The organism is Streptomyces sp. NPDC104831, from assembly GCF_055583025.1.
In genome coordinates this window covers 72771-99624 of sequence record NZ_JBVJOT010000032.1, presented here as the reverse complement: position 1 = coordinate 99624, position 26854 = coordinate 72771, and the positions used below count along the sequence as shown (strand labels likewise).

The 26854-nt window shown below is 72.6% G+C and carries 24 protein-coding genes; 22 read left to right on the top strand and 2 right to left on the bottom strand.

Annotation, left to right across the window (positions count from 1 at the left end; translation table 11 throughout):
* Positions 1–99: 99 nt before the first annotated feature.
* Positions 100–603, bottom strand: a complete 504-nt coding sequence (gene bldD / locus ACZ63H_RS22380; RefSeq protein ID WP_014671524.1) for a transcriptional regulator BldD — start codon at positions 601–603, stop codon at positions 100–102.
* A gap of 253 nt (positions 604–856) precedes the next feature.
* Here bldD and pyrR point away from each other — a divergent pair, with 253 nt between their 5' ends.
* The 14 genes from pyrR to ACZ63H_RS22310 all read left to right on the top strand — a co-directional run bounded on the left by pyrR (position 857) and on the right by ACZ63H_RS22310 (position 17406).
* Positions 857–1438 (top strand): bifunctional pyr operon transcriptional regulator/uracil phosphoribosyltransferase PyrR, encoded by a 582-nt coding sequence (gene pyrR / locus ACZ63H_RS22375; RefSeq protein WP_469867600.1) that lies wholly within the window; start codon positions 857–859, stop codon positions 1436–1438.
* Positions 1439–1527: 89 nt separating this feature from the next.
* Entirely contained in the window at positions 1528–2505 is a 978-nt protein-coding gene (locus ACZ63H_RS22370) for an aspartate carbamoyltransferase catalytic subunit (RefSeq protein WP_469867598.1), read from the top strand.
* Between the two features lie 5 nt (positions 2506–2510).
* A complete protein-coding gene (locus tag ACZ63H_RS22365) occupies positions 2511–3797 on the top strand; it encodes a dihydroorotase (protein WP_469867596.1) in 1287 nt (428 codons plus the stop codon).
* Positions 3794–4354, top strand: a complete 561-nt coding sequence (locus ACZ63H_RS22360; protein ID WP_469867594.1) for a PH-like domain-containing protein — start codon at positions 3794–3796, stop codon at positions 4352–4354. The genes ACZ63H_RS22365 and ACZ63H_RS22360 overlap by 4 nt, the downstream gene beginning before the upstream one ends.
* Complete coding sequence (gene carA, locus ACZ63H_RS22355; RefSeq protein WP_469867592.1) at positions 4351–5493, top strand: glutamine-hydrolyzing carbamoyl-phosphate synthase small subunit; 1143 nt, start codon at positions 4351–4353, stop codon at positions 5491–5493. Before ACZ63H_RS22360 ends, carA begins: the two co-directional genes overlap by 4 nt.
* A complete protein-coding gene (gene carB, locus ACZ63H_RS22350) occupies positions 5486–8794 on the top strand; it encodes a carbamoyl-phosphate synthase large subunit (RefSeq protein ID WP_469867590.1) in 3309 nt (1102 codons plus the stop codon). The genes carA and carB overlap by 8 nt, the downstream gene beginning before the upstream one ends.
* 51 nt (positions 8795–8845) lie before the next feature.
* Positions 8846–9952, top strand: a complete 1107-nt coding sequence (locus ACZ63H_RS22345; protein WP_469867588.1) for a quinone-dependent dihydroorotate dehydrogenase — start codon at positions 8846–8848, stop codon at positions 9950–9952.
* Positions 9949–10794 carry an orotidine-5'-phosphate decarboxylase gene (pyrF, locus tag ACZ63H_RS22340; RefSeq protein ID WP_469867586.1) on the top strand — a complete coding sequence of 282 codons (846 nt, stop codon included), beginning with the start codon at positions 9949–9951 and terminating at the stop codon, positions 10792–10794. The genes ACZ63H_RS22345 and pyrF overlap by 4 nt, the downstream gene beginning before the upstream one ends.
* A 300-nt stretch (positions 10795–11094) precedes the next feature.
* A complete protein-coding gene (locus ACZ63H_RS22335; protein WP_003977346.1) occupies positions 11095–11418 on the top strand; it encodes an integration host factor in 324 nt (107 codons plus the stop codon).
* Between the two features lie 61 nt (positions 11419–11479).
* Entirely contained in the window at positions 11480–12037 is a 558-nt protein-coding gene (gene gmk, locus ACZ63H_RS22330) for a guanylate kinase (protein WP_469867585.1), read from the top strand.
* A gap of 53 nt (positions 12038–12090) precedes the next feature.
* Positions 12091–12363, top strand: coding sequence for a DNA-directed RNA polymerase subunit omega (rpoZ, locus tag ACZ63H_RS22325; protein ID WP_030620214.1), 273 nt, complete (start codon positions 12091–12093; stop codon positions 12361–12363).
* Between the two features lie 102 nt (positions 12364–12465).
* Positions 12466–13668 carry a bifunctional phosphopantothenoylcysteine decarboxylase/phosphopantothenate--cysteine ligase CoaBC gene (gene coaBC, locus ACZ63H_RS22320; RefSeq protein ID WP_469867584.1) on the top strand — a complete coding sequence of 401 codons (1203 nt, stop codon included), beginning with the start codon at positions 12466–12468 and terminating at the stop codon, positions 13666–13668.
* A gap of 248 nt (positions 13669–13916) precedes the next feature.
* Positions 13917–15125, top strand: coding sequence for a methionine adenosyltransferase (metK, locus tag ACZ63H_RS22315; protein WP_358693058.1), 1209 nt, complete (start codon positions 13917–13919; stop codon positions 15123–15125).
* A gap of 121 nt (positions 15126–15246) precedes the next feature.
* Positions 15247–17406: a primosomal protein N' gene (locus ACZ63H_RS22310; RefSeq protein ID WP_469867583.1), complete on the top strand. Its 2160-nt coding sequence runs from the start codon at positions 15247–15249 to the stop codon at positions 17404–17406.
* Positions 17407–17565: 159 nt separating this feature from the next.
* Here ACZ63H_RS22310 and ACZ63H_RS22305 read toward each other — a convergent pair whose 3' ends face one another.
* On the bottom strand, positions 17566–18108 hold the full coding sequence (locus ACZ63H_RS22305; protein ID WP_469867582.1) for a hypothetical protein: 543 nt from the start codon (positions 18106–18108) through the stop codon (positions 17566–17568).
* A gap of 215 nt (positions 18109–18323) precedes the next feature.
* Between ACZ63H_RS22305 and fmt the strand changes: the two genes are divergently transcribed.
* From fmt to ACZ63H_RS22265, 8 genes are all read left to right on the top strand, one after another.
* On the top strand, positions 18324–19256 hold the full coding sequence (gene fmt, locus ACZ63H_RS22300; protein WP_469867581.1) for a methionyl-tRNA formyltransferase: 933 nt from the start codon (positions 18324–18326) through the stop codon (positions 19254–19256).
* Positions 19257–19334: 78 nt separating this feature from the next.
* On the top strand, positions 19335–20753 hold the full coding sequence (locus tag ACZ63H_RS22295; RefSeq protein WP_469867579.1) for an RsmB/NOP family class I SAM-dependent RNA methyltransferase: 1419 nt from the start codon (positions 19335–19337) through the stop codon (positions 20751–20753).
* 56 nt (positions 20754–20809) lie between these two features.
* Entirely contained in the window at positions 20810–21496 is a 687-nt protein-coding gene (gene rpe, locus ACZ63H_RS22290; protein WP_467943588.1) for a ribulose-phosphate 3-epimerase, read from the top strand.
* A 90-nt stretch (positions 21497–21586) separates the two neighbouring features.
* Entirely contained in the window at positions 21587–22630 is a 1044-nt protein-coding gene (locus tag ACZ63H_RS22285) for a sugar-binding transcriptional regulator (protein ID WP_318204585.1), read from the top strand.
* A gap of 49 nt (positions 22631–22679) precedes the next feature.
* Positions 22680–23078, top strand: a complete 399-nt coding sequence (locus ACZ63H_RS22280; RefSeq protein ID WP_469867576.1) for a guanyl-specific ribonuclease — start codon at positions 22680–22682, stop codon at positions 23076–23078.
* Positions 23075–23443, top strand: coding sequence for a barstar family protein (locus ACZ63H_RS22275; RefSeq protein ID WP_469867574.1), 369 nt, complete (start codon positions 23075–23077; stop codon positions 23441–23443). The genes ACZ63H_RS22280 and ACZ63H_RS22275 overlap by 4 nt, the downstream gene beginning before the upstream one ends.
* A 93-nt stretch (positions 23444–23536) precedes the next feature.
* Positions 23537–24979, top strand: coding sequence for a GuaB1 family IMP dehydrogenase-related protein (locus ACZ63H_RS22270; protein ID WP_469867572.1), 1443 nt, complete (start codon positions 23537–23539; stop codon positions 24977–24979).
* 366 nt (positions 24980–25345) lie between these two features.
* Positions 25346–26833: an amino acid permease gene (locus ACZ63H_RS22265; protein ID WP_469867570.1), complete on the top strand. Its 1488-nt coding sequence runs from the start codon at positions 25346–25348 to the stop codon at positions 26831–26833.
* The last annotated feature ends 21 nt before the right edge of the window (positions 26834–26854 follow it).

Sequence of the window (26854 nt, the reverse complement as noted above, 5' to 3'; positions counted from 1 at the left end):
CCCCAAAAAAACCCCAACCCCCCCCCCCCCGCTCCCCCCCCCCCCCCCCCCCCCCCCCCCCCCCCCCCCCCACGTTTCTGCTTATGAATGGCCGGTTGGTTACGCCTCTTCGTGCGTGGCCACCGCGCGCCGCGCGTCCGCGTCCAGCACGCCCCAGCTGATCAGCTGCTCGGTGAGGACCGAGGGCGACTGGTCGTAGATGACGGCGAGTGTGCGCAGGTCGTCCTGGCGGATGGAGAGCACCTTGCCGTTGTAGTCACCGCGCTGGGACTGGATCGTCGCCGCGTAGCGCTGCAGGGGGCCCGCCTTCTCGGCCGGCACCGTGGCGAGCCGCTCCAGGTCCAGGACCAGCTTCGGCGGCGGCTCGGCGGCGCCGCCCGGCGTGGTGCCCGGCAGGAGCTCCTGCACCGGAACGCCATAGAAATCGGCCAGCTCGGCGAGGCGCTGCACGGTCACGGCACGGTCACCGCGCTCGTACGAACCCACCACCACGGCCTTCCAGCGACCCTGGGACTTCTCCTCGACACCGTGGAGGGAAAGGCCCTGCTGGGTGCGGATGGCCCGGAGCTTGGCCCCGAGCTGTTTGGCGTATTCGCTGGACATATAGCTCCCCGGACACTGTGTCGACGCGACCGGACTGTCTTCCCGCCGCGCGGCTGGTAACTCACTGTGAGGTTACGCAGCGTGACTCTCCTGCGTCAAGCCGAATGGTCCACACCGATGCTTCCGTGGTAGCGGCGCCGGATTAGGCCAAGGGGGTGACGGAAGGCCCCCGGGCGACCTGCTACGGTGGATGGCGCAATTCCGACGTCCTTTAAGGTCCGTCCCGTGAGGCGGAGAAGGAGGTCCGTTTCGTATGGACACGCACGACACGCCCGTGCACCCGCAAGCGTCCGATGCCCGGCCCGTGCTCGAAGGCCCCGACATCGCGCGGGTGCTGACCCGTATCGCCCACGAGATCGTCGAGCGCGCCAAGGGCGCCGACGACGTGGTGCTCCTCGGCATTCCGACCCGGGGCGTCTTCCTCGCCCGGCGGCTCGCCGACAAGCTGGCGCAGATCACCGACCGCGCGATCCCGGTCGGCTCCCTCGACATCACCATGTACCGGGACGACCTGCGCATGCACCCGCCGCGTGCGCTGGCCCGCACCGAGATCCCCGGTGACGGCATCGACGGCAGGCTGGTCGTCCTCGTGGACGACGTGCTCTTCTCCGGCCGCACCATCCGCGCCGCCCTGGACGCCCTGAACGACATCGGGCGCCCCCGCGCGGTGCAGCTGGCGGTCCTGGTCGACCGCGGTCATCGCGAACTGCCGATCCGCGCCGACTACGTCGGCAAGAACCTCCCCACGTCGCTGCGGGAGACGGTCAAGGTCCAGCTCGCCGAGGAGGACGGTCGCGACACCGTGCTGCTCGGTGCGAAGCCGGACGCCCAGTAGCGCGTCAGCGCGCGGCCGCCCCGGCGTGCCCCCGCGCGCGCCTGCCTGCCCGAAATCTCCCGAATGAACTGCCTTACGGAGCCTGTCAGATGCAGCGTCATCTCATCTCGGCCGCCGACCTCACCCGCGACGACGCCGTCCTGATCCTCGACACCGCCGAGGAGATGGCCCGGGTCGGCGACCGGCCGATCAAGAAGCTGCCGACCCTGCGCGGCCGGACGGTCGTCAACCTCTTCTTCGAGGACTCCACGCGGACGCGGATCTCCTTCGAGGCCGCGGAGAAGCGGCTCTCCGCGGACGTCATCAACTTCTCCGCCAAGGGCTCCTCGGTGTCCAAGGGCGAGTCCCTGAAGGACACCGCCCAGACCCTGGAGGCCATGGGCGTCGACGCCGTGGTCATCCGGCACGGCGCCTCCGGGGCCCCCTACCGGCTCGCCAACTCCGGCTGGATCGACGCGGCCGTCATCAACGCCGGCGACGGCACCCACCAGCACCCCACCCAGGCCCTGCTGGACGCCTTCACCCTGCGCCGCCGGCTGGTCGGCCGCGACGCCGGCCTCGGCCAGGACCTGTCCGGCAAGCGGATCACCATCGTCGGCGACGTCCTGCACAGCCGGGTCGCCCGCTCCAACGTCGACCTGCTGCACACCCTCGGCGCCGAGGTCACCCTGGTCGCCCCGCCCACGCTGGTCCCGGTCGGCGTCGAGTCCTGGCCGTGCGCGGTCTCCTACGACCTCGACAGCACGCTGCCCAAGTGCGACGCCGTGATGATGCTCCGCGTCCAGCGCGAGCGCATGAACGCGGCCTTCTTCCCGACCGAGCGCGAGTACTCCCGGCGCTACGGCCTCGACGGCGACCGCATGGCCCGGCTGCCGGAGCACGCCATCGTGATGCACCCCGGCCCGATGGTCCGGGGCATGGAGATCACCGCCGAGGTCGCCGACTCCGGCCGCTGCACCGCCGTCGAGCAGGTCGCCAACGGCGTCTCCATCCGGATGGCCGTCCTCTACCTGCTGCTCGGTGGCAACGAGCCCGCCGTCACCCACTCTCGTACCGAGGAGAAGTAAGACCCATGAGCAAGATCCTGATCCGTGGTGCGAAGGTGCTCGGCGGCGAGCCGCAGGACGTGCTGATCGACGGCGAGACCATCGCCGAGGTGGGCACGGGCCTCGCCGCCGACGGGGCCGAGGTGGTCGAGGCCGGCGGCAAGGTGCTGCTGCCGGGCCTGGTCGACCTGCACACCCACCTCCGCGAGCCGGGCCGCGAGGACTCCGAGACCGTCCTCACCGGCACCCGCGCGGCGGCGAGCGGCGGCTACACCGCCGTGTTCGCCATGGCCAACACCTTCCCGGTCGCCGACACCGCCGGCGTCGTCGAGCAGGTGTGGCGGCTCGGCCGCGAGCACGGCTACTGCGACGTCCAGCCCATCGGTGCCGTCACCGTCGGCCTGGAGGGCAGGAAGCTCGCCGAGCTGGGCGCCATGCACGAGTCCGCCGCCGGGGTCACCGTCTTCTCCGACGACGGCAAGTGCGTGGACGACGCGGTGATCATGCGCCGCGCGCTGGAGTACGTGAAGGCCTTCGGCGGCGTCGTCGCCCAGCACGCGCAGGAGCCGCGGCTGACCGAGGGCGCCCAGATGAACGAGGGCGTCGTCTCCGCCGAGCTGGGCCTGGGCGGCTGGCCGGCCGTCGCCGAGGAGTCGATCATCGCCCGGGACGTGCTGCTCGCCGAGCACGTCGGCTCCCGCGTCCACATCTGCCATCTGTCGACCGCCGGCAGCGTCGAGATCGTCCGCTGGGCCAAGTCCCGCGGCATCCGGGTCACCGCCGAGGTCACCCCCCACCACCTGCTGCTGACCGACGAGCTGGTGCGCACCTACGACCCCGTCTACAAGGTCAACCCGCCGCTGCGCACCGAGCGCGACGTCATGGCCCTGCGCGAGGCGCTCGCCGACGGCACGATCGACATCGTCGCCACCGACCACGCCCCGCACCCGCACGAGGACAAGGACTGCGAGTGGGCCGCCGCCGCCATGGGCATGGTCGGCCTGGAGACCGCGTTGTCGGTGGTCCAGGAGACCATGGTCGACACGGGCCTGCTGGACTGGGCCGGCGTCGCCGACCGCATGTCCGTCAACCCGGCCCGGATCGGCCAGGCCGCCGGGCACGGCCGTCCCGTCTCGGCTGGTGAGCCCGCCAACCTCACCCTCGTCGACACCGCATACCGTGGCCGGGTGGACCCCGCGGGCTTCGCCTCGCGCAGCCGCAACACCCCCTACGAGGGCCGTGAGCTGCCGGGCCGTGTGACGCACACGTGGCTGCGGGGCAAGGCCACGCTCGTCGACGGGAAGCTCACGTGACACCTGTAATCCTGCTGGCCGAGGCCAAGAAATCGGCCGAGGTCACCGACTGGGGGGCCCGGATCGGCTGGCTCGTCGGCCTGGCCCTGTTCATCGCGCTGGTCTACTGGCTGATGCGCGAGGGCTGGAAGTGGCGCGGCACCCTCCAGGCGGGCCTGCCGCCGCTGCCCGCCGCGCCCGAGGAGACCGGCCCGGCCACACTGAGCATGAGCGGCCGCTACCACGGCTCCACCACCGCCGGGCAGTGGCTGGACCGGATCGTGGCGCACGGCCTGGGCACCCGCAGCCGGGCCGAGCTCACCCTGACCGACGCGGGCCTGGAGGTCGAGCGCCCCGGCGCCGCCGACTTCTTCGTCCCCCGGGCCGCCCTGCGCGGCGCCCGCCTGGACAAGGGCATCGCCGGCAAGGTCCTCACCGAGGGCGGACTGCTGGTGGTGACCTGGCAGCACGGCGACAAACTGATCGACTCCGGATTCCGCTCGGACCGCTCGGCCGAGCACGCCGAGTGGGCCGACACCCTGAACAAGATGACCAACGACACGGAAGGCGCACGATGACGACCTCCACCAGGGGAGCCGCCAGGGTTCCCGCCGTACTCGTCCTGGAGGACGGCCGCACCTTCCGCGGCCGCGCCTACGGGGCCGTGGGGGAGACCTTCGGCGAGGCCGTGTTCTCCACCGGCATGACCGGCTACCAGGAGACCCTCACCGACCCGTCGTACGACCGCCAGATCGTCGTCGCGACCGCCCCGCAGATCGGCAACACCGGCTGGAACGACGAGGACGACGAGTCGGGCCGCATCTGGGTCTCCGGCTACGTCGTGCGCGACCCCGCGCGCGTGCCGTCCAACTGGCGGGCCAAGCGCTCCCTGGACGACGAGCTGGAGCGCCAGGGCGTGGTCGGCATCTCCGGCATCGACACCCGCGCCCTCACCCGCCACCTGCGCGAGCGCGGCTCGATGCGGGCCGGCATCTTCTCCGGCGAGGCCCTCGCCCCCGAGGCGGACCTGCTGGCGCGCGTGCAGGCCCAGCCGCACATGAAGGGCGCGAGCCTCTACGAGGAGGTCGCGACCAAGGAGGCGTACGTCGTCCCGGCCGTCGGCGAGAAGCGCTTCACCGTCGCCGCCATCGACCTCGGCATCAAGGGCATGACCCCGCACCGCATGGCCGAGCGCGGCATCGAGGTGCACGTCCTGCCCGCCACCGCCACCGCCGACGACGTCTACGCCGTCGACCCGGACGGCGTGTTCTTCTCCAACGGTCCCGGCGACCCGGCGACCGCCGACGGCCCGGTGGCCCTGATGACCGCCGTCCTGGAGCGGGGGACGCCCCTGTTCGGCATCTGCTTCGGCAACCAGATCCTCGGCCGCGCCCTCGGCTTCGGCACCTACAAGCTGAAGTACGGCCACCGCGGCATCAACCAGCCGGTCCAGGACCGTACGACCGGCAAGGTCGAGGTCACCGCGCACAACCACGGCTTCGCCGTGGACGCGCCGCTCGACAAGGTCAGCGAGACGAAATTCGGCCGCGCCGAGGTCTCGCACGTCTGCCTGAACGACAACGTCGTGGAGGGGCTCCAGCTGCTCGACCAGCCCGCCTTCTCCGTCCAGTACCACCCCGAAGCGGCAGCCGGTCCGCACGACGCCGCCTACCTGTTCGACCGCTTCGTTTCCCTGATGGAGGGCCAGCGTGCCTAAGCGCACCGATATCCAGTCCGTCCTGGTCATCGGCTCCGGCCCGATCGTCATCGGCCAGGCCGCCGAGTTCGACTACTCCGGCACCCAGGCGTGCCGCGTGCTCAAGGCCGAGGGCCTGCGCGTCATCCTGGTCAACTCCAACCCGGCGACGATCATGACCGACCCGGAGATCGCCGACGCCACCTACGTCGAGCCGATCACCCCCGAGTTCGTCGAGAAGATCATCGCCAAGGAGCGCCCGGACGCCCTGCTGCCCACCCTGGGCGGCCAGACGGCCCTGAACACCGCCATCTCCCTGCACGAGAACGGTGTGCTCGCCAAGTACGGCGTGGAGCTGATCGGCGCCAAGCCCGAGGCGATCCACAAGGGCGAGGACCGCGACCTGTTCAAGGACGTCGTGGAGGAGGTCCGCAAGAAGATCGGGCACGGCGAGTCCGCCCGCTCGGTCATCTGCCACTCCATGGACGACGTCCTCAAGGGCGTCGAGACCCTCGGCGGCTACCCGGTCGTCGTCCGCCCCTCCTTCACCATGGGCGGCGCCGGCTCCGGCTTCGCGCACGACGAGGAGGAGCTGCGCCGCATCGCCGGCCAGGGCCTCACGCTCTCCCCGACCACCGAGGTACTCCTGGAGGAGTCCATCCTCGGCTGGAAGGAGTACGAGCTGGAGCTGATGCGCGACAAGAACGACAACGTCGTGGTCGTCTGCTCCATCGAGAACTTCGACCCGATGGGCGTGCACACCGGTGACTCGATCACCGTCGCCCCGGCGATGACGCTGACCGACCGCGAGTACCAGGTGCTGCGCGATGTCGGCATCGCGATCATCCGCGAGGTCGGCGTCGACACCGGCGGCTGCAACATCCAGTTCGCGGTCAACCCCGAGGACGGCCGCGTGATCGTCATCGAGATGAACCCGCGCGTGTCGCGTTCCTCGGCGCTCGCCTCCAAGGCCACCGGCTTCCCGATCGCCAAGATCGCCGCCAAGCTGGCCGTCGGCTACACCCTGGACGAGATCCCGAACGACATCACCGCCGAGACCCCGGCCTCCTTCGAGCCGACCCTCGACTACGTGGTCGTCAAGGCCCCGCGGTTCGCCTTCGAGAAGTTCCCGCAGGCCGACTCCTCGCTGACCACCACCATGAAGTCGGTCGGCGAGGCCATGGCCATCGGCCGCAACTTCCCCGAGGCCTTCCAGAAGGCGCTGCGCTCCCTGGAGAAGAAGGGCAGCCAGTTCACCTTCGTCGGCGACCCGGGCGACAAGGAAACCCTGCTGCGCGAGGCCGTACGGCCCACCGACGGCCGGATCAACACCGTCATGCAGGCCATCCGCGCCGGCGCCACGCCCGAGGAGGTCTTCGAGTACACGAAGATCGACCCCTGGTTCGTGGACCAGCTCTTCCTCATCAAGGAGATCGCGGACGAGCTGGCCGGCGCCCCCGAGCTGACCGCCGGCCTGCTCGCCGAGGCCAAGCGGCACGGCTTCTCCGACCAGCAGATCGGCGAGATCCGCGGCCTGCGCGAGGACGTCGTCCGCGAGGTCCGGCACGCCCTCGGCATCCGCCCGGTCTACAAGACGGTCGACACCTGCGCCGCCGAGTTCGCCGCGAAGACGCCGTACTTCTACTCGGCCTACGACGAGGAGAACGAGGTCGCCCCCCGGGAGAAGCCGGCCGTGATCATCCTCGGCTCCGGCCCCAACCGCATCGGCCAGGGCATCGAGTTCGACTACTCCTGCGTCCACGCCTCCTTCGCGCTGGCCGACGCCGGGTACGAGACGGTGATGGTCAACTGCAACCCGGAGACCGTCTCCACGGACTACGACACCTCCGACCGCCTGTACTTCGAGCCGCTGACGCTGGAAGACGTGCTGGAGATCGTCCACGCCGAGCAGCAGGCCGGCCCGGTCGCGGGCGTCATCGTCCAGCTCGGCGGCCAGACCCCGCTGGGCCTGTCGCAGGCCCTGAAGGACAACGGCGTGCCGGTCGTGGGCACCTCCCCGGAGGCCATCCACGCGGCCGAGGACCGCGGCGCCTTCGGCCGCGTCCTCGCCGAGGCGGGCCTGCCGGCCCCCAAGCACGGCACGGCCACCACCTTCGCGGAGGCCAAGGCCATCGCCGACGAGATCGGCTACCCGGTCCTGGTCCGGCCGTCGTACGTGCTCGGCGGACGCGGCATGGAGATCGTCTACGACGAGACCCGCCTCGCCTCCTACATCGCCGAGTCGACCGAGATCAGCCCCTCCCGGCCGGTCCTCGTCGACCGCTTCCTGGACGACGCCATCGAGATCGACGTCGACGCGCTCTACGACGGCGAGGAGCTGTACCTCGGCGGTGTGATGGAGCACATCGAGGAGGCCGGCATCCACTCCGGCGACTCCGCGTGCGCCCTGCCCCCGATCACCCTGGGCGGCTTCGACATCAAGCGGCTGCGCGCCTCCACCGAGGCCATCGCCAAGGGCGTCGGCGTGCGGGGCCTGATCAACATCCAGTTCGCGATGGCCGGCGACATCCTCTACGTCCTGGAGGCCAACCCGCGCGCCTCCCGCACGGTGCCCTTCACCTCCAAGGCGACCGCGGTGCCGCTCGCCAAGGCCGCCGCCCGCATCTCGCTGGGCGCGACCATCGCCGAGCTGCGCGCCGAGGGCCTGCTGCCGAAGAACGGCGACGGCGGCGAGCTGCCGCTGGACGCGCCGATCTCCGTCAAGGAGGCCGTCCTGCCGTGGTCGCGCTTCCGTGACATCCACGGCCGCGGCGTGGACACCGTCCTCGGCCCGGAGATGCGCTCCACGGGCGAGGTCATGGGCATCGACTCCGTCTTCGGCACGGCGTACGCCAAGTCGCAGGCGGGCGCGTACGGGCCGCTGCCCACCAAGGGCCGCGCGTTCATCTCGGTCGCCAACCGCGACAAGCGCTCGATGATCTTCCCCGCGCGCGAGCTGGTCGCCCACGGCTTCGAGCTGCTCGCCACCTCCGGCACCGCCGAGGTCCTCAAGCGCAACGGCATCAACGCCACGGTCGTGCGCAAGCAGTCCGAGGGCACCGGCCCGAACGGCGAGCGGACCATCGTCCAGCTCATCCACGACGGCGAGGTCGACCTCATCGTCAACACGCCGTACGGCACCGGCGGCCGCCTCGACGGCTACGACATCCGTACGGCCGCGGTGGCCCGCTCCGTGCCGTGCCTGACCACCGTCCAGGCCCTCGCCGCGGCCGTCCAGGGCATCGACGCCCTCAACCACGGCGACGTGGGCGTCCGCTCCCTCCAGGAACACGCCGAGCGCCTGACCGCGGCCCGCGACTAGCAGCCCCGAGGGGGACACCGGAAACGGTGTCCCCCTCTTCACGAGGACACCATGTACAAGATCTTTTTCAGGTTGGTCTTCCGGCGCATGGACCCGGAGCAGGCCCACCACCTGGCCTTCCGCTGGATCCGCCTGGCCGCCCGCATCCCCGTGCTGCGCACCTTCGCCGCCGCCGTGCTCGCGCCCCGCCACAAGGAGCTGCGCACCGAGGCGTTCGGGCTGCGGATGCACGGCCCGTTCGGGCTGGCCGCCGGCTTCGACAAGAACGCCGTCGCGATCGACGGGATGTCGATGCTGGGCTTCGACCACGTCGAGATCGGCACGGTGACGGGGGAGCCGCAGCCCGGCAACCCCAGGAAGCGGCTGTTCCGGCTCGTCGCCGACCGCGCGCTGATCAACCGCATGGGCTTCAACAACGACGGCTCGCTGACCGTGGCCGCCCGCCTGGCCACGCGCGAGCCCGTCTTCAGGACCGTCGTCGGCGTCAACATCGGCAAGACCAAGGCCGTCCCCGAGGCGGAGGCCGTCGCCGACTACGTGAAGTCGGCCGAGCGCCTCGCGCCGTACGCGGACTACCTGGTCGTCAACGTCTCCTCGCCCAACACCCCCGGCCTGCGCGACCTGCAGGCGGTGGACCACCTGCGGCCGCTGCTCACCGCGGTGCGCGAGGCCGCCGACCGCACGGTCCCCGGCCGGCGCGTCCCCCTGCTGGTGAAGATCGCCCCCGACCTCGCCGACGAGGACGTCGACGCGGTCGCCGACCTCGCCGTGGAACTGGGCCTGGACGGCATCATCGCCACCAACACCACCATCGCCCGCGAGGGGCTCGGCCTGCGCTCCGCGCCCGCGCTGGTGCGGGAGACCGGCGGCCTGTCCGGCGCCCCCCTCAAGGCGCGCTCCCTGGAGGTGCTGCGCCGCCTGTACGCGCGCGTGGGCGACCGGATCACCCTGGTGGGCGTCGGCGGCATCGAGACGGCCGAGGACGCCTGGCAGCGCATCCTGGCCGGTGCCACGCTGGTCCAGGGCTACAGCGCCTTCGTCTACGAGGGTCCCTTCTGGTGCCGCTCGATCCACAAGGGCCTCGCCGCCCGCCTGCGCACCAGCCCGTACGCCACCCTCGCCGACGCGGTCGGCGCCGACGTGAGGAAGCCCGCATGACCCCCCTGGAGCCCTTCGGCGCCCGGCTGCGCCGCGCCATGGACGAACGCGGCCCGCTGTGCGTCGGCATCGACCCGCACGCCTCCCTGCTCGCCGAGTGGGGCCTGGCCGACGACATCGCCGGCCTGGAGCGGTTCAGCCGCACGGTCGTCGAGGCCATGGCCGACCGGGTGGCGGTCCTGAAGCCGCAGAGCGCCTTCTTCGAGCGCTTCGGCTCGCGCGGCCTCGCCGTGCTGGAGAAGTCGGTCCAGGAGGCGCGCGCGGCCGGCGCCCTGGTCGTCATGGACGCCAAGCGCGGCGACATCGGCTCCACCATGGCCGCCTACGCCGAGGCGTTCCTGCGCCCGGACGCCCCGCTGTTCTCCGACGCCCTGACCGTCTCGCCGTACCTCGGCTACGGCTCGCTCTCCCCGGCCGTCGCGCTGGCCCGGGAGAGCGGCGCCGGCCTGTTCGTGCTGGCGCTGACCTCGAACCCGGAGGGCGGCGAGGTGCAGCACGCGGTGCGCGCCGACGGCCGCAGCGTCGGGGCGACCGTGCTGGCCCACCTGGCGGCCGAGAACGCGGGGGAGGAGCCGCTGGGCTCCTTCGGCGCGGTCGTCGGCGCCACGCTCGGCGACCTGTCCTCCTACGACCTGGACATGGGCGGCCCGCTGCTGGCCCCCGGCATCGGCGCCCAGGGCGCGACCCCGGCCGACCTCCCCCGGGTCTTCGGGGCGGCCGTCCGCAATGTCGTGCCCAACGTCAGCCGGGGTGTGCTGCGGCACGGCCCCGACGCCGGCGCGCTGCGCGGGGCGGCCGAGCGGTTCGCGGCCCAGATCAGGGAGGCCGTCGCCGCGGGCTGAGCCCCGGTCCGGCGCCCGGCGGAGCGGGATCACGCCGACTTGAGTGTGAATACATCCTCAAATCGAGGGCAATTTGTCCGAAATGCCAGACCTGGCGGAGGCTGACCAGGACTTTTCCGCTGTTCTCGCTGACTCTGGCGGACTTGCCCGCTAGTCTCCGAGGCAGTGGGGACACCTCCCGTGCCCCTCAAGGCAGTGGGGGAGGTCGGGCAGCGTGTTGCTCGTAGGTCCCCAGGTGTGGGGCGACTAGGTTCCTCACCGGTCCGTATCCGACAGTTCGACATCCGAGGTGACGTAGGCGTGGCTCTTCCGCCCCTTACCCCTGAACAGCGCGCAGCCGCGCTCGAAAAGGCCGCCGCGGCTCGCCGGGAGCGGGCCGAGGTCAAGAATCGACTCAAGCACTCCGGCGCCTCCCTGCACGAGGTCATCAAGCAGGGCCAGGAAAACGACGTCATCGGCAAGATGAAGGTCTCCGCGCTGCTGGAGTCCCTGCCGGGCGTGGGCAAGGTCCGCGCCAAGCAGATCATGGAGCGTCTGGGCATCTCCGAGAGCCGCCGTGTGCGCGGTCTCGGTTCGAACCAGATCGCCTCCCTGGAGCGTGAGTTCGGCAGCACCGGCTCCTGAGTCCGCCTCCCGGGCGGACCGGGAGTCCCGGGCACCCCGGGATTGCTGGAATAATCGCTGCATGAGTGAACGTCCGCGGCTGACCGTGCTCTCCGGCCCCTCGGGGGTCGGCAAGAGCACGGTCGTCGCCCATATGCGCAAGGAACACCCCGAGGTCTGGCTCTCGGTGTCGGCGACCACCCGCAAGCCGCGCCCCGGCGAGCAGCACGGAGTCCACTACTTCTTCGTCACCGACGAGGAGATGGACAAGCTGATCGCCAACGGCGAGCTGCTGGAGTGGGCCGAGTTCGCCGGCAACCGCTACGGCACGCCCCGCGCGGCCGTGCTGGAGCGGCTGGAGAACGGCGAGCCCGTGCTGCTGGAGATCGACCTCCAGGGCGCCCGGCAGGTGCGCGAGTCCCTGTCCGACGCCCAGCTGGTGTTCCTGGCTCCCCCCTCCTGGGAGGAGCTGGTGCGCAGGCTGACCGGCCGGGGGACCGAGTCGCCCGAGGTCGTCGAGCGGCGCCTGCAGGCGGCGCGGACCGAGCTGGCGGCCGAGCCGGAGTTCGATGCGACCTTGGTCAACACCTCCGTCGAGGACGTGGCCCGCGAGCTGCTAGCCTTGATGGACGTTGTGTGATCGTGACTGTGGTCACGATGTCTGATTCTTTTCCATCCATCGGAAGGTAGAGCGTGTCCTCTTCCATCACCGCGCCCGAGGGCATCATCAACCCGCCGATCGACGAGCTCCTCGAGGCGACCGACTCGAAGTACAGCCTCGTGATCTACGCGGCCAAGCGCGCGCGTCAGATCAACGCGTACTACTCGCAGCTCGGTGAGGGCCTCCTCGAGTACGTCGGTCCGCTCGTCGACACCCACGTGCACGAGAAGCCGCTCTCGATCGCCCTGCGCGAGATCAACGCGGGTCTGCTGACCTCCGAGGCCGTTGACGGCCCGGCGCAGTAGTACTTTCAGATTGCGACTGACTTATCCACAGGCCCGGCAGTCCTTCTGCCGGGCCTGTGGTGTGTCATGGGTGGTGCAGATTCCCGAATGCGAGGAGCCGTGGTGGACAAGCCGAAGGTCGTACTGGGGGTCAGTGGCGGCATCGCCGCCTACAAGGCCTGTGAGCTGCTGAGGAGGTTCACCGAGTCGGGCCACGACGTCCGCGTGGTGCCCACCGCCTCCGCGCTGCACTTCGTCGGCGCCGCCACCTGGTCCGCGCTGTCCGGCAACCCGGTCTCCACCGAGGTCTGGGACGACGTCCACGAGGTCCCGCACGTCCGCATCGGCCAGCACGCCGATCTGGTGGTGGTGGCCCCGGCCACCGCCGACATGCTCGCCAAGGCCGCCCACGGCCTCGCCGACGACCTGCTGACCAACACCCTGCTCACCGCCCGCTGCCCGGTGGTCTTCGCACCCGCGATGCACACCGAGATGTGGGAGCACCCGGCCACCCGGGAGAACGTGGCGACCCTGCGCCGCCGCGGCGCCGTCGTCGTCGAGCCCGCCGTCGGCCGCCTCACCGGCGTCGACACCGGCAAGGGCCGGCTGCCCGACCCGGCCGAGATCTTCGAGGTCTGCCGCCGGGTGCTGGCCCGCGGCGGCGCCGCCGCCGACCTCGAAGGGCGGCACGTCGTCGTCTCCGCCGGCGGCACCCGCGAACCCCTCGACCCGGTCCGCTTCCTCGGCAACCGCTCCTCCGGCAAGCAGGGCTACGCCCTCGCCCGCACCGCCGCGGCCCGCGGCGCCCGGGTCACGCTGGTGGCCGCCAACACCGCGCTGCCCGACCCGGCGGGCGTGGACGTCGTCCGGGTCGGCACCGCCGTGCAGCTGCGCGAGGCCGTCCTGAAGGCCGCGGCGGACGCCGACGCCGTGGTCATGGCCGCCGCCGTGGCCGATTTCCGACCGTCCGTCTACGCCGCCGGGAAGATCAAGAAGAAGGACGGCCAGGAGCCGGATCCGATCGTCCTCGTGCGCAATCCGGACGTCCTCGCGGAGGTGTCCGCCAACCGGGCCCGGCCCGGACAGGTGATCGTCGGCTTCGCCGCCGAGACCGACGACGTCCTCGCCAACGGCCGCACCAAGCTCGCCCGCAAGGGCTGTGACCTGCTCGTGGTCAACGAAGTGGGGGAGCGCAAGACCTTCGGCTCCGAGGAGAACGAGGCCGTGGTGCTGGGCGCCGACGGCAGCGAGACCCCGGTGCCGTACGGGCCCAAGGAGGACCTCGCCGACACCGTCTGGGACCTCGTCGTCCGGCGACTGGACTGACCCGGCGCGCCGGGCGGGCGGCCGCACGTCATGTTCACGCCACGATCGAATTGGGCGTGGCGACCCTGGCCAACGCCACTCGACATTGGGCAGAATGCCCGTGCCGCAGGTCACAGCGCTCCCGAGAGGCGAGACGGGTGGCCCGTCGGCGGAGTGCGACCGATAAACTGTTCACGGTCGACGCCGGGCGCAGCCCCGCGTCGACCGCAAATGATCAGCCAGCAGCCGCTGCAACCACAGGGAGCGTTGTGTCCCGTCGCCTGTTCACCTCGGAGTCCGTGACCGAGGGTCACCCCGACAAGATCGCTGACCAGATCAGCGACACCATTCTCGACGCGCTTCTGCGTGAGGACCCGACCTCCCGGGTCGCCGTGGAGACGCTCATCACCACCGGCCTGGTGCACGTGGCCGGCGAGGTGACGACCAAGGCCTACGCGGACATCGCGACCCTCGTCCGCAACAAGATCCTGGACATCGGCTACGACTCCTCCAAGAAGGGCTTCGACGGCGCCTCCTGTGGTGTGTCGGTGTCCATCGGCGCGCAGTCCCCGGACATCGCCCAGGGTGTCGACGCCGCGTACGAGGCCCGGGTCGAGGGCGACGACGACGAACTGGACCGGCAGGGCGCGGGCGACCAGGGCCTGATGTTCGGCTACGCCTCCGACGAGACGCCGACCCTCATGCCGCTGCCGATCTTCCTGGCGCACCGCCTGTCCAAGCGCCTGTCCGAGGTCCGCAAGAACGGCACCATCCCCTACCTGCGCCCGGACGGCAAGACCCAGGTCACCATCGAGTACGACGGTGACAAGGCGGTCCGCCTGGACACGGTGGTGGTCTCCTCCCAGCACGCCTCCGACATCGACCTGGAGTCGCTGCTCGCCCCCGACATCCGCGAGTTCGTGGTGGAGCCGGAGCTGAAGGCGCTGCTGGAAGAGGGCATCAAGCTGGACACCGAGGGCTACCGCCTGCTGGTGAACCCGACCGGCCGCTTCGAGATCGGCGGCCCGATGGGCGACGCCGGCCTGACCGGCCGCAAGATCATCATCGACACGTACGGCGGCATGGCCCGTCACGGTGGCGGCGCCTTCTCGGGCAAGGACCCGTCCAAGGTGGACCGCTCGGCCGCGTACGCGATGCGCTGGGTCGCCAAGAACGTCGTGGCGGCCGGCCTGGCCTCCCGCTGCGAGGTCCAGGTCGCCTACGCCATCGGCAAGGCGGAGCCCGTCGGTCTGTTCGTGGAGACCTTCGGCACCCACAAGATCGACCCCGAGAAGATCGAGAAGGCGATCGACGAGGTCTTCGACCTCCGCCCCGCCGCGATCATCCGCGACCTCGACCTGCTCCGCCCGATCTACGGCCAGACCGCCGCGTACGGCCACTTCGGCCGCGAGCTGCCCGAGTTCACCTGGGAGCGCACCGACCGCGTCGACGCCCTGCGCGCCGCCGCCGGCCTGTAGCCCCCGATCCCACCCGCCGGGACCCGGCCCCTCCCAGGGGGCCGGGTCCCGGCGCGTTCCGGGCCGGCCGCGGGCGCCGGCCGGCCGGGCGTTGTCGGTGGTGTTTGGTAAGAATGCAGGCGTGAGCAGCGAGAACGGGGCGGGCCGGGGCGAGGGGGGCGGCGGGGCCGAAGGGGCGCCGCCGGAGCAGCTCGCGCTGATCCGGGAGAGCGTGCGCAACGCCAAGGTGCCGCGGGCCAAGCCGCGGACCTGGCGGGGGGCCGCGCTCGCGCCCGAGCTGCCCGTCGCCCGGGTGCTGGTCGACAAGGGCGTGCTCCACCTCGACCGGTACTTCGACTACGCGGTGCCCGCCGAACTGGACGCCCAGGCCCAGCCCGGGGTGCGGGTGCGGGTGCGGTTCGGGGCCGGGCGGCACCGGGTGCGCGACGGGCGCCGGGAGGGCGGCGGCCTCATCGACGGCTTCCTGATCGAGCGGCGGGCCGAGTCCGACTACTCCGGACCGCTGGCCGCGCTCGCCCAGGTCGTCTCGCCCGAACCGGTGCTCGGCGAGGAGCTGCTCGGCCTCGCCCGCGCCGTCGCCGACCGGTACGCGGGCAGCCTCGCCGACGTGTTGCAACTGGCCGTGCCGCCGCGCAACGCCCGCGCCGAACAGCGGCCCTCCCCCGAGCCACCGCCCCCGCCCGCGGCACCCGACACCGGTTCCTGGGCCCGGTACGAGCACGGGGGCGCCTTCCTCGACGCGCTGGCCTCCGGCGGCGCGCCCCGGGCCGTGTGGAACGCGCTGCCCGGCCCCCTGTGGAGCGAGGAGCTGGCCCGGGCCGTCGCCGCCACGCTCGCCTCCGGGCGGGGCGCCCTGGTCGTCGTGCCGGACGGGCGGGCCGCCGCGCGCGTCGACGCCGCGCTGACCGCGCTGCTCGGTCCCGGCCGGCACGCGCTGCTCACCGCCGACGCCGGTCCCGAGAAGCGGTACGCGCGGTGGCTGGCGGTGCGGCGCGGCTCCGTGCGCGCCGTCGTCGGGACCCGGGCGGCGATGTTCGCGCCCGTGCGGGACCTCGGGCTCGTCGCCGTCTGGGACGACGGCGACGACAGCCACAGCGAGCCGCACGCCCCGCAGCCGCACGCCCGCGATGTGCTGCTGCTGCGGGCCGCGCTGGACCGGTGCGCCTTCCTGCTGGGCGGCTGGGGGTGCACCGTGGAGGCCGCCCAGCTGGTCGAGAGCGGCTGGGCCCGGCCGCTGGTCGCCGGGCGCGAGCAGGTGCGCCGGTCCGCCCCCCTCGTCCGGACCGTCGGCGACGAGGACCTCGCGCGCGACGAGGCCGCCCGCGCCGCCCGGCTGCCCACCCTCGCCTGGCAGGCGGCGCGCGAGGGGCTGCGGCACGGGCCGGTGCTCGTCCAGGTGCCCCGGCGCGGTTACACCCCCCGCATGGCCTGTGCCCGGTGCCGTGCGCCCGCCCGGTGCCGGCACTGCTCCGGACCGTTGGAGGGCCAGGACGGCGGGGTGCTGCGGTGCGGCTGGTGCGGGCGCGAGGAGGGCGCCTGGCACTGCCCGGAGTGCGGCGGCTTCCGGCTCCGCGCGCAGATCGTCGGCGCGCGCCGTACCGCCGAGGAACTGGGGCGGGCCTTTCCCGCCGTGCCCGTGCGCACCTCGGGGCGCGAGCACGTGCTGGACACCGTGCCGGACACGCCCGCCCTCGTGGTCAGCACGCCGGGCGCCGAACCGGTGGCCGAGGGCGGCTACGCGGCGGCCCTGCTCCTGGACGGCTGGGCGATGCTCGGGCGCCCCGACCTGCGGGCCGGCGAGGACGCGCTGCGCCGGTGGATCGCGGCCGGCGCGCTGGTGCGGCCGCAGGGGGAGGGCGGCACCGTGGTCGTCGTCGCCGAACCCACGCTGCGGCCCGTGCAGGCGCTCGTGCGGTGGGACCCCGTCGGACATGCCGTGCGGGAACTGGCCGAGCGGGCGGAGCTGGGTTTCCCGCCGGTGTCCCGGATGGCCGCCGTGTCCGGACCGCCCGCGGCCGTCGCGGAGTTCCTGGCGGCCGTCGAGCTGCCGCCGGACGCGGAGGTGCTGGGCCCCGTACCGCTGCCGCCCCCGCCGCCCGGCCGCCCGCGCAGACCTGGCGCGCCCCCGCCCGGCGAACACTGGGAGCGCGCCCTCGTCCGCGTCCCGCCGGGCAGCGGCGCCACCCTGGCCACGGCCCTGAAGACCGCCCAGGCCGCCCGCATGGCCCGCGGCACCGCCGAACAGGTGCGGGTCCGCGTCGACCCGCCGGACATCGGCTGAGCGGCGGCACGGGGGGCCCGGGCGCACGCCCCGCCGCCGAGGCGGTCGCCGCCCCGAGCGCCGCCCCCGTCGGCCGTGTCCTGCGTCCGTCCCCGTCGGCCGCGCCATGCGTCTGCCCTCCCGGAAGGTTCCGGAAGGGCAGGGGGAGGGGCGGCGGGGTCAGCCGTTGCGGGGGCTGGGGAAGGGGGTGGGGCGGGCCTCGTCGCGCAGGGCCGGGGCGGCCGCCGTCGGCTGGGTGGGCATGGAGCGGGCCGCGGGGACCGTCGGCACGGTGGGCAGCCCGGCGGTCACATTGATCGTGCGGGTGCCGGACGGCTCCGGCGTCCGCTCGGTCTCGGCCGCCGCCTGGGCCGCGGCACGGCGCGCGCCGTACCGGCGGTGCACCGCCTGTTTGGTGACCCCGAGCGCCGAGCCCACCGCGTCCCACGAGAAACCGAGTGAGCGGTCGAAGTCCACCGCGGCCGTGACCAGGGTCTCGACACTGTCGCGGAGTTCCTGGGCGAGGCGGACCGTCGGGGCGGGGGCGCGTCCGTAGACGACGAAGCCCGTGGAGGGGCCGGAGCGGCGCGGGCGGTAGACGTTGCCCAGCTGGGCGGTGAGCGTGCGCAGCGCGTCCACCTGCCGGCGGACCCGCTCGATGTCCCGCACCAGCAAGTGCAGGCTGGCCCGGGCCTGGGCGTCGTGGGTTGCGTGGTCGGCCATGAACAAGCCTCTCGAACCGGCGTTGAAAGGAATTGGGCCGCGAAGGGGGCCCGATGTGGTCAACTCTTTCTTGACCAACGCGCCGGCCCTCCGCTGGTCACGGGCTGGGGGCGTACAGGCATATGCGTACGCCGGTCGCCCTCCCGTGCGCCGCCCGTGGTCATAGACTGGTGCGCCGCCCGCCCGACCCCCGCCCGAGAGGCCCGATCCCGCCCATGAAGCTCGTCTTCGCCGGTACCCCCGAGGTCGCCGTTCCCGCACTCGACGCCCTGCTCGCCTCCGGGCGGCACGAGGTGGCCGCCGTCGTCACGCGCCCCGACGCACCGGCCGGCCGCGGGCGCAGGCTGGTCGCCTCGCCCGTGGCCGAGCGGGCGGAGGAGTCCGGGATCGAGGTGCTGAAGCCGCTCAAGCCCCGGGACCCGGAGTTCCTGGAGCGGCTGCGGGAGATCGCCCCGGACTGCTGCCCGGTCGTCGCCTACGGCGCCCTGCTGCCCCGGGCCGCCCTGGACATCCCCGCCCACGGCTGGGTCAACCTGCACTTCTCGCTGCTGCCCGCCTGGCGGGGTGCCGCGCCCGTGCAGCACGCCGTCATGGCGGGCGACGAGATCACCGGCGCGTCCACCTTCCTCATCGAGGAGGGCCTGGACTCCGGCCCCGTCTACGGCACCGTCACCGAGGAGGTCCGCCCCACCGACACCAGCGGCGACCTGCTGACCCGGCTCGCCTTCGCGGGCGCCGGGCTGCTCGCCGCCACCATGGACGGCATCGAGGACGGCACCCTGAAGGCCGTGCCGCAGCCCACCGAGGGCATCACCCTCGCGCCGAAGATCACGGTCGAGGACGCCCAGGTGGACTGGGCGGCGCCCGCGCTGCGCGTGGACCGGGTGGTGCGCGGCTGCACCCCGGCGCCCGGCGCCTGGACCACCTTCCGCGGCGAGCGGCTCAAGCTCGTCCAGGTCACCCCGGTGCCCGAGCGGACCGACCTCGCGCCGGGCCGGCTGGCGGTGGGCAAGAACAGCGTGCACGCGGGCACCGGTTCGTACGCCGTCGAGCTGCTCTGGGTGCAGGCCCAGGGCAAGAAGCCGATGCGCGCCGCCGACTGGGCCCGCGGGGTGCGCATCGCGGAGGGCGAGACGCTCGGCGGCTGACGCCCCGGACGGCAGTGCGGGGGACGCGCCGACGTAGGCTGGAGGCGCATCCCCTTCTATCTCCGGAGCACCTTTTTCGTGAGCGAGCAGTCCCGGCGGCCCCGCAGGCCCGCCAAGCCCTACCGCCGTCCCCAGAAGGACCCCGTCCGCATCCTGGCCTTCGAGGCGCTGCGCGCGGTGGACGAGCGGGACGCCTACGCCAACCTCGTGCTGCCCCCGCTGCTGCGCAAGGCCCGCGAGAAGGGCGACTTCGACGCCCGGGACGCCGCGCTCGCCACCGAGCTGGTGTACGGCACGCTGCGCCGGCAGGGCACCTACGACGCCGTCATCGCCGCCTGTGTCGACCGGCCGCTGCGCGAGGTCGACCCGCCGGTGCTGGACGTGCTGAGCCTCGGCGCGCACCAGCTGCTCGGCACCCGGATCCCGACGCACGCCGCCGTCTCCGCCTCCGTGGAGCTGGCCCGCGTGGTGCTCGGCGACGGCCGGGCCAAGTTCGTCAACGCCGTGCTCCGCAAGATCGCGCAGGACGACCTCGACGGCTGGACCGAGAAGGTCGCGCCGCCGTACGACGAGGACCCCGAGGACCACCTCGCCGTCGTGCACTCGCACCCGCGCTGGGTCGTCTCCGCGCTCTGGGACTCCCTCGGCGGCGGCCGGACCGGCATCGAGCGGCTGCTGGCGGCCGACAACGAGCGGCCCGAGGTGACCCTCGTCGCCCGGCCCGGGCGGGCCACCACCGAGGAACTGCTGCGCGAGGAGGCCGCCGTACCGGGCCGCTGGTCGCCGTACGCCGTGCGGCTCGCGGAGGGCGGCGAGCCGGGCGCGGTCGAGGCCGTGCGCGAGGGCCGGGCCGGCGTGCAGGACGAGGGCAGCCAGCTGGTGGCCCTCGCGCTCGCGAACGCCCCGCTCGACGGGCCCGACGAGAAGTGGCTCGACGGCTGCGCCGGACCCGGCGGCAAGGCCGCGCTGCTCGGCGCCCTCGCCGCCGAGCGCGGTGCCGTGCTGCTCGCCTCCGAGAAGCAGCCGCACCGGGCCGGCCTGGTCGCCAAGGCGCTGCACGGCAATCCGGGCCCGTACCGGGTCATCGCCGCCGACGGCACCCGCCCGCCGTGGCGCCCCGGCACCTTCGACCGGGTGCTGGTGGACGTCCCCTGCACGGGTCTCGGCGCCCTGCGCCGCCGCCCCGAGGCCCGCTGGCGCCGCCGCCCCGAGGACCTGGACACCTTCGCCCCGCTCCAGCGCGCCCTGCTGCGCACCGCCCTGGACTCCGTACGCGTCGGCGGGGTCGTCGGCTACGCCACCTGCTCCCCGCACCTCGCGGAGACCCGGGCGGTGGTCGCCGACATCCTCAAGCAGCATCCCCACACCGACCTGATCGACGCCCGCCCCCTCCTTCCCGGCCTCCCCGACCTGGGCGAGGGCCCGGACATCCAGCTCTGGCCCCATCTGCACGGCACGGACGCGATGTACCTGGCCCTGATCCGCAGGACCGGGTGACACCGGCCGCTCCGGGGCCTGACCGGGCGTCCCCGGCAGGGCATAGGCTGGGGGGCATGCCCGTGCAGATCAACCCCAGCATCCTGTCCGCCGACTTCGCCCGCCTCGCGGACGAGGCCGAGGCGGTCCGCGGCGCCGACTGGCTCCATGTCGACGTCATGGACAACCACTTCGTCCCGAACCTCACCCTCGGCGTGCCGGTGGTGGAGTCCCTGGCCCGGGCGACGGACACCCCGCTGGACTGCCATCTGATGATCGAGGACCCCGACCGGTGGGCGCCCCGGTACGTCGAGGCGGGGGCGTCGTCGGTCACCTTCCACGTGGAGGCCGCCGCCGCTCCGGTGCGGCTGGCCCGGGAGATCCGCGCGAAGGGGGCCCGGGCCTCGATGGCGCTGAAGCCCGCGACGCCCATCGAGCCGTTCGAGGACCTGCTGCCGGAACTCGACATGCTGCTGATCATGACGGTGGAGCCCGGCTTCGGCGGCCAGGCGTTCCTCGACATTATGCTGCCGAAGATCCGCCGCACCCGTGAGCTGATCAAGAAGCACGGTCTGGAGCTGTGGCTGCAGGTCGACGGCGGTGTCTCGGCCGCCACCATCGAGCGGTGCGCCGACGCGGGAGCGGACGTGTTCGTCGCCGGTTCGGCCGTGTACGGCGCCGAGGACCCCGCCGAGGCCGTGCGCGCGCTGCGCGCCCGGGCGGAGTCGGCCGCCGCCGGGGCGTCGTGGGCATGCGACCACTGAGCCACGGCCAAGTGAACGGTTGAATGAAGGCCGCCCATCAGGGCGGATCAGTCGCCCCGAATCTGCGAGGATGAACGGCGAATCCAGAGTGTGAACAGCAGTGAGGAGATCGCCGTGTCGGGTATGTCGGCGGGCCGGTCAGCCATGCGGATGGGACCCGCTGAGCTGGTGCAGGCGGCGGCCATGGCCCGCCGCTTCTACCTCGAGGGCAAGTCCAAGATCCAGATCGCGGAGGAGTTCGGCGTCAGCCGCTTCAAGGTGGCCCGGGTCCTGGAGACGGCCCTCGAACGGGACCTCGTACGCATCGAGATCCGTGTGCCGGCCGAACTGGACGCCGAGCGCTCCGACGCGCTCCGCGCCCGCTACGGCCTCAGGCACGCCGTCGTGGTCGAGTCCCCGGCCGAGGCGGAGGAGACCCCGGACCCCGAGAACCTCGGCGAGGTCGCCGCCGACCTGCTCGGCGAACTCGTCAACGAGGGCGACGTCCTGGGGCTCGCCTGGGGCCGGTCCACCATCCACATGGCGGCGGCCCTCGACCGGCTGCCGCCGTGCACGGTGGTCCAGTTGACGGGCGTGTACGACGCCGGGACCGCCGAGCGCGGCTCGGTGGAGGCCGTCCGCCGGGCCGCCCAGGTCTCGGGCGGCGACGCGCACCCCATCTACGCGCCGATGCTGCTGCCCGACGAGGCCACCGCGGCGGCGCTGCGCCACCAGACGGGGATCGCCCGGGCCTTCGAGTACTTCGACAAGGTCACGGTCGCCTGCGTCTCCATCGGCTCCTGGGAGCCGGGCATCTCGACCGTGCACGACATGCTCAGCGACGAGGAGCGCGCGCACTACGCCTCGCTCGGGGTCGCCGCCGAGATGTCGGCGCACCTCTTCGACGCCGACGGGCGCCGGATCGGCCGCGACCTGGGGGAGCGGTGCATCACGGTCAAGGCCGACCAGCTGCGCCGCATCCCGGAGGTGGTGGCGATCGCGGGGGGCCAGCGCAAGGCCGCCGCGATCGACGCGGTGCTGCGCTCCGGGCTGGTCACCAGCCTGGTGACCGACACCTCGGCCGCCGACTACCTGATGACGGCGGGCCCCGCGCCGAAGCCGGCGCTCGGCCGTCAGGACCCCGACGGGATCTGACAGAGGCCCCGACGGGCCCCGACGGGACGGCCGTGGCAGCATCGTGCGCATGTCGCCGCGGTTCGTCCCCCGTCTCCTGGCCGGCTTGCTGGTCTGTTTCGCCGTTCTCCTGGCCGGGTGCTCCGGCGGCGCGTCCCCGCCGGACGCGTCCGCCCCGTCCTGGGCACACGGCATGGCCACCGTCCCCGCCTCCCGGCTGCCCGCCGAGGCCCGCCGGACGCTGGCCCTCATCGACCGGGGCGGCCCCTTCCCGTACGCCCAGGACGGGACCGTCTTCGGGAACTTCGAGGGGCATCTGCCCAAGCAGCGGCGCGGCTACTACCACGAGTACACCGTGAAGACCCCCGGCTCCCGCGACCGGGGCGCCCGGCGCCTGGTCACCGGGCGGGGCGGGGAGGTCTACTACACCGATGACCACTACGACTCGTTCCGGGCGGTACTGAGATGAGCGAAGACCTGACCGGCCGTCACGTGGTCGCGCTCGACCTCGACGGCGTCACGGACAAGGCGGGCCTGATGGACCGCGCGGCCCGGGCCCTGGCGCTGCCCGGCTGGTTCGGCCGCAACTGGGACGCGCTGGCCGACTCCCTGTCCGATCCCACGGTCTGGCCCGAAGGCGCCGCGGAACGGGGCCTGCTGATCGTCGTACGCGGCTGGCGGCCGTACGCCGGGGCCCGGCCCGAGGAGTGGCGGATCGCCGAGGAGGTCCTCACCGAGGCCGCCGACCGGGCGCCCGCCCTCACCGTCGCCCTCGCCCTTGGAGGAACCTCCCAGCCGGCCGGCGGCGACCCTGGAGGTTCTGTCAGGGCATGACCAACGCCCCGACATGGGACAATGAAGTACGTGCTCTTTCCCCCTGGCGCACCCGTCGGGGGGTCACCTCTGATCGACTGGGATGTGCAGCACGTGCGTTTCCTCAATGACATCCGGCCCGCGTACGACCTCACGTACGACGACGTGTTCATGGTGCCGCGCCGCTCCGCGGTGGGCTCGCGTCAGGGCGTGGACCTCGCCTCGCCGGACGGGACGGGCACCACCATCCCGCTCGTCGTCGCGAACATGACCGCCATAGCCGGCCGCCGCATGGCCGAGACGGTGGCCCGCCGCGGCGGTCTCGTGGTCATCCCGCAGGACATCCCGATCGATGTCGTCACCGACGTGATCTCCTGGGTGAAGAGCCGGCACCTGGTGCTGGACACCCCGATCGTGCTGGCCCCGCACCAGACCGTCGCCGACGCCCTGGCGCTGCTGCCCAAGCGGGCGCACAACGCCGGTGTCGTCGTGGACGAGAACCAGCGGCCCGTCGGTGTCGTCACCGACGCCGACCTCTCCGGCGTCGACCGCTTCACCCAGCTCGAAGTCGTCATGTCCAGGGACCTGCTCCTGCTGGACGCCGACATCGACCCGCGCGAGGCCTTCAACACCCTCGACCAGCACAACCGCCGCTACGCCCCGGCCGTCGACAAGGACGGCAGGCTCGCCGGCATCCTCACCCGCAAGGGCGCCCTGCGCGCCACGCTGTACACCCCGGCCGTGGACGCCCGGGGCAGGCTGCGGATCGCCGCCGCCGTCGGCATCAACGGCGATGTGGCGGGCAAGGCCAAGCAGCTGCTCGACGCGGGCGTGGACACGCTCGTCATCGACACCGCGCACGGCCACCAGGAGTCGATGATCAGCGCCGTCAGGACGGTGCGCGCCCTCGACCCGCAGGTGCCGATCGCGGCCGGCAACATCGTCTCCGCCGAAGGCGTGAAGGACCTGATCGACGCGGGCGCCGACATCATCAAGGTCGGTGTCGGCCCGGGCGCCATGTGCACCACCCGCATGATGACCGGCGTGGGCCGCCCGCAGTTCTCCGCCGTCCTGGAGTGCGCCGCCGAGGCCGCGAAGTACGGCAAGCACGTGTGGGCCGACGGCGGTGTCCGCCACCCGCGTGACGTCGCCATGGCCCTCGCGGCCGGCGCGTCCAACGTGATGATCGGCTCCTGGTTCGCCGGCACCTACGAGTCGCCGGGCGACCTCCAGCACGACGCCCAGGGCCGCGCCTACAAGGAGTCCTTCGGCATGGCCTCCGCGCGTGCCGTGCGCAACCGCACCTCGGAGGAGTCGGCCTACGACCGGGCCCGCAAGGCACTGTTCGAGGAGGGCATCTCCACCTCGCGGATGTTCCTCGACCCGGCCCGCCCGGGCGTCGAGGACCTGATCGACTCGATCATCGCGGGCGTCCGCTCCTCCTGCACCTACGCCGGAGCCGGCTCGCTGGAGGAGTTCGCCGAGAAGGCGATCGTCGGCATCCAGAGCGCGGCCGGCTACGCCGAGGGCAAGCCGCTGCACGCCAGCTGGAGCTGACCGGCCCTCCCGCCACCCGCACGACGGCCCCCGCCCCTCCCGCACCCGGGAACGGCGGGGGCCGTCGGCGTATCCCGCCGAGGTGGGGAAAACCTGCTCGTCAGGGCCTTGTGCAACGGTCGACAGCTCGCGCGCAACGATTTGTCATTCCGGCCGGGGGAACGCAATGATTCTGCGGGGATGCGCAAGGTTGCTGCATTACGCCCGTGAAGGCCCGCCTCATAGGGTGCTGCGCTAGTACGTGCGTGGCGGGGACCCCGCTCGGTGGGTCCCTGCCCTTCGCAGGCCCCCGGTCCCCGTCCACGAGGACCGGCCCTCCCGCCGGTCCGCGTCCGCACCACACCGGCAGCGATAAGGAGCCAGCGCGTGCTCGACCAAGGCGCACCCCCGCAGAACCAGATACCGGCCGCCCCCGCGTCCCCGGGCGTCGCCGCGCGCCTGATGCGTCGCAAGCCCGTGGAACGCCTGGTCGCGGAAGGCGGCCAGGGCGAGGGAGGGCAGCTTCGGCGCTCCCTCGGGCTGTGGCAGCTGACCATGATCAGCATCGGCGCCACCCTCGGCACCGGCATCTTCGTCGTCCTCGGCGACGCCGTGCCGGAGGCCGGCCCCGCGATCACCCTGTCCTTCGTGATCGCCGGCCTCACCGCGCTGTTCTCGGCCCTGTCCTACGCCGAACTGGCCGGCAGCATCCCGGTCGCCGGCTCCTCCTACTCGTACGCATACGCAACGCTGGGCGAGCTGGTCGCCTGGGTCTGCGGCTGGTGCCTCATCCTGGAGTACGGCGTCTCGGTGGCCGCCGTCGCCGTCGGCTGGGGCGAGTACCTGAACGAGCTGCTGGACGGCACCATCGGCGTCACCATCCCCGACGTACTGTCCTCGGCCCCCGGCGAGGGCGGTGTCATCAACCTGCCCGCCCTGGTCGTCGTCCTGCTGGCGATGGTGTTCCTGCTCGGCGGCGCACGGGAGTCGGCCCGCGCCAACACGGTCATGGTCTGTGTGAAGATCGTCGCCCTGGTGCTGTTCTGCGCGGTCGGCATCATGGGCTTCAAGTCCGGCAACTACGCCGACTTCATGCCGCTCGGCATGAGCGGCGTCAGCGCCGCGGGCGCCACGCTGTTCTTCTCGTACATCGGCTTCGACGCCGCCTCCACCGCCGGTGAGGAGGCGAAGGACCCCAAGCGGGACCTGCCGCGGGCGATCATGCTGTCGCTGATCATCGTCACCGCGCTGTACGTGCTCGTCGCCGGCGTCGCCGTCGGCGCCTGGAACTGGAAGAAGTTCGACGGCTCCGAGGCATCCCTCGCCGCGATCATGAACGATGTCAGCGGCCAGACCTTCTGGGGCACGCTGCTCGCGCTGGGCGCGGTCATCTCCATCGCGAGCGTGGTCCTCACCGTGCTCTACGGCCAGACCCGCATCCTCTTCGCGATGTCCCGCGACGGACTGGTGCCCAAGGCGCTCGGCAAGGTGCACCGAAAGACCGGCGCCCCGCGCCTCAACACGCTGATCGTCTCCCTGTTCTGCGGGGCGCTCGCCGCCCTCATCCCGCTCGGCAAGCTCGTCGACGCCACCAGCATCGGCACGCTGTTCGCCTTCGGCCTGGTCAACATCGCGGTCATCGTGCTGCGCTACAAGCGGCCCGGCCTGGAGCGCACCTTCAAGGTGCCGTTCGGGCCGCTGCTGCCGGCGCTGGGCTTCCTGTTCTGCGCCTACAACATGTTCAGCCTCGACACCGTGACCTGGGTCGTCTTCGGATGCTGGATGGCCGCCGGGCTCGTGTTCTACTTCCTGTACGGCTATCGCCGTTCCCGTCTCGCGACCGACGACGACCTCGCGGCGACGGCAGTGAAGTGACCGAACCGAAGAAGTGAACGA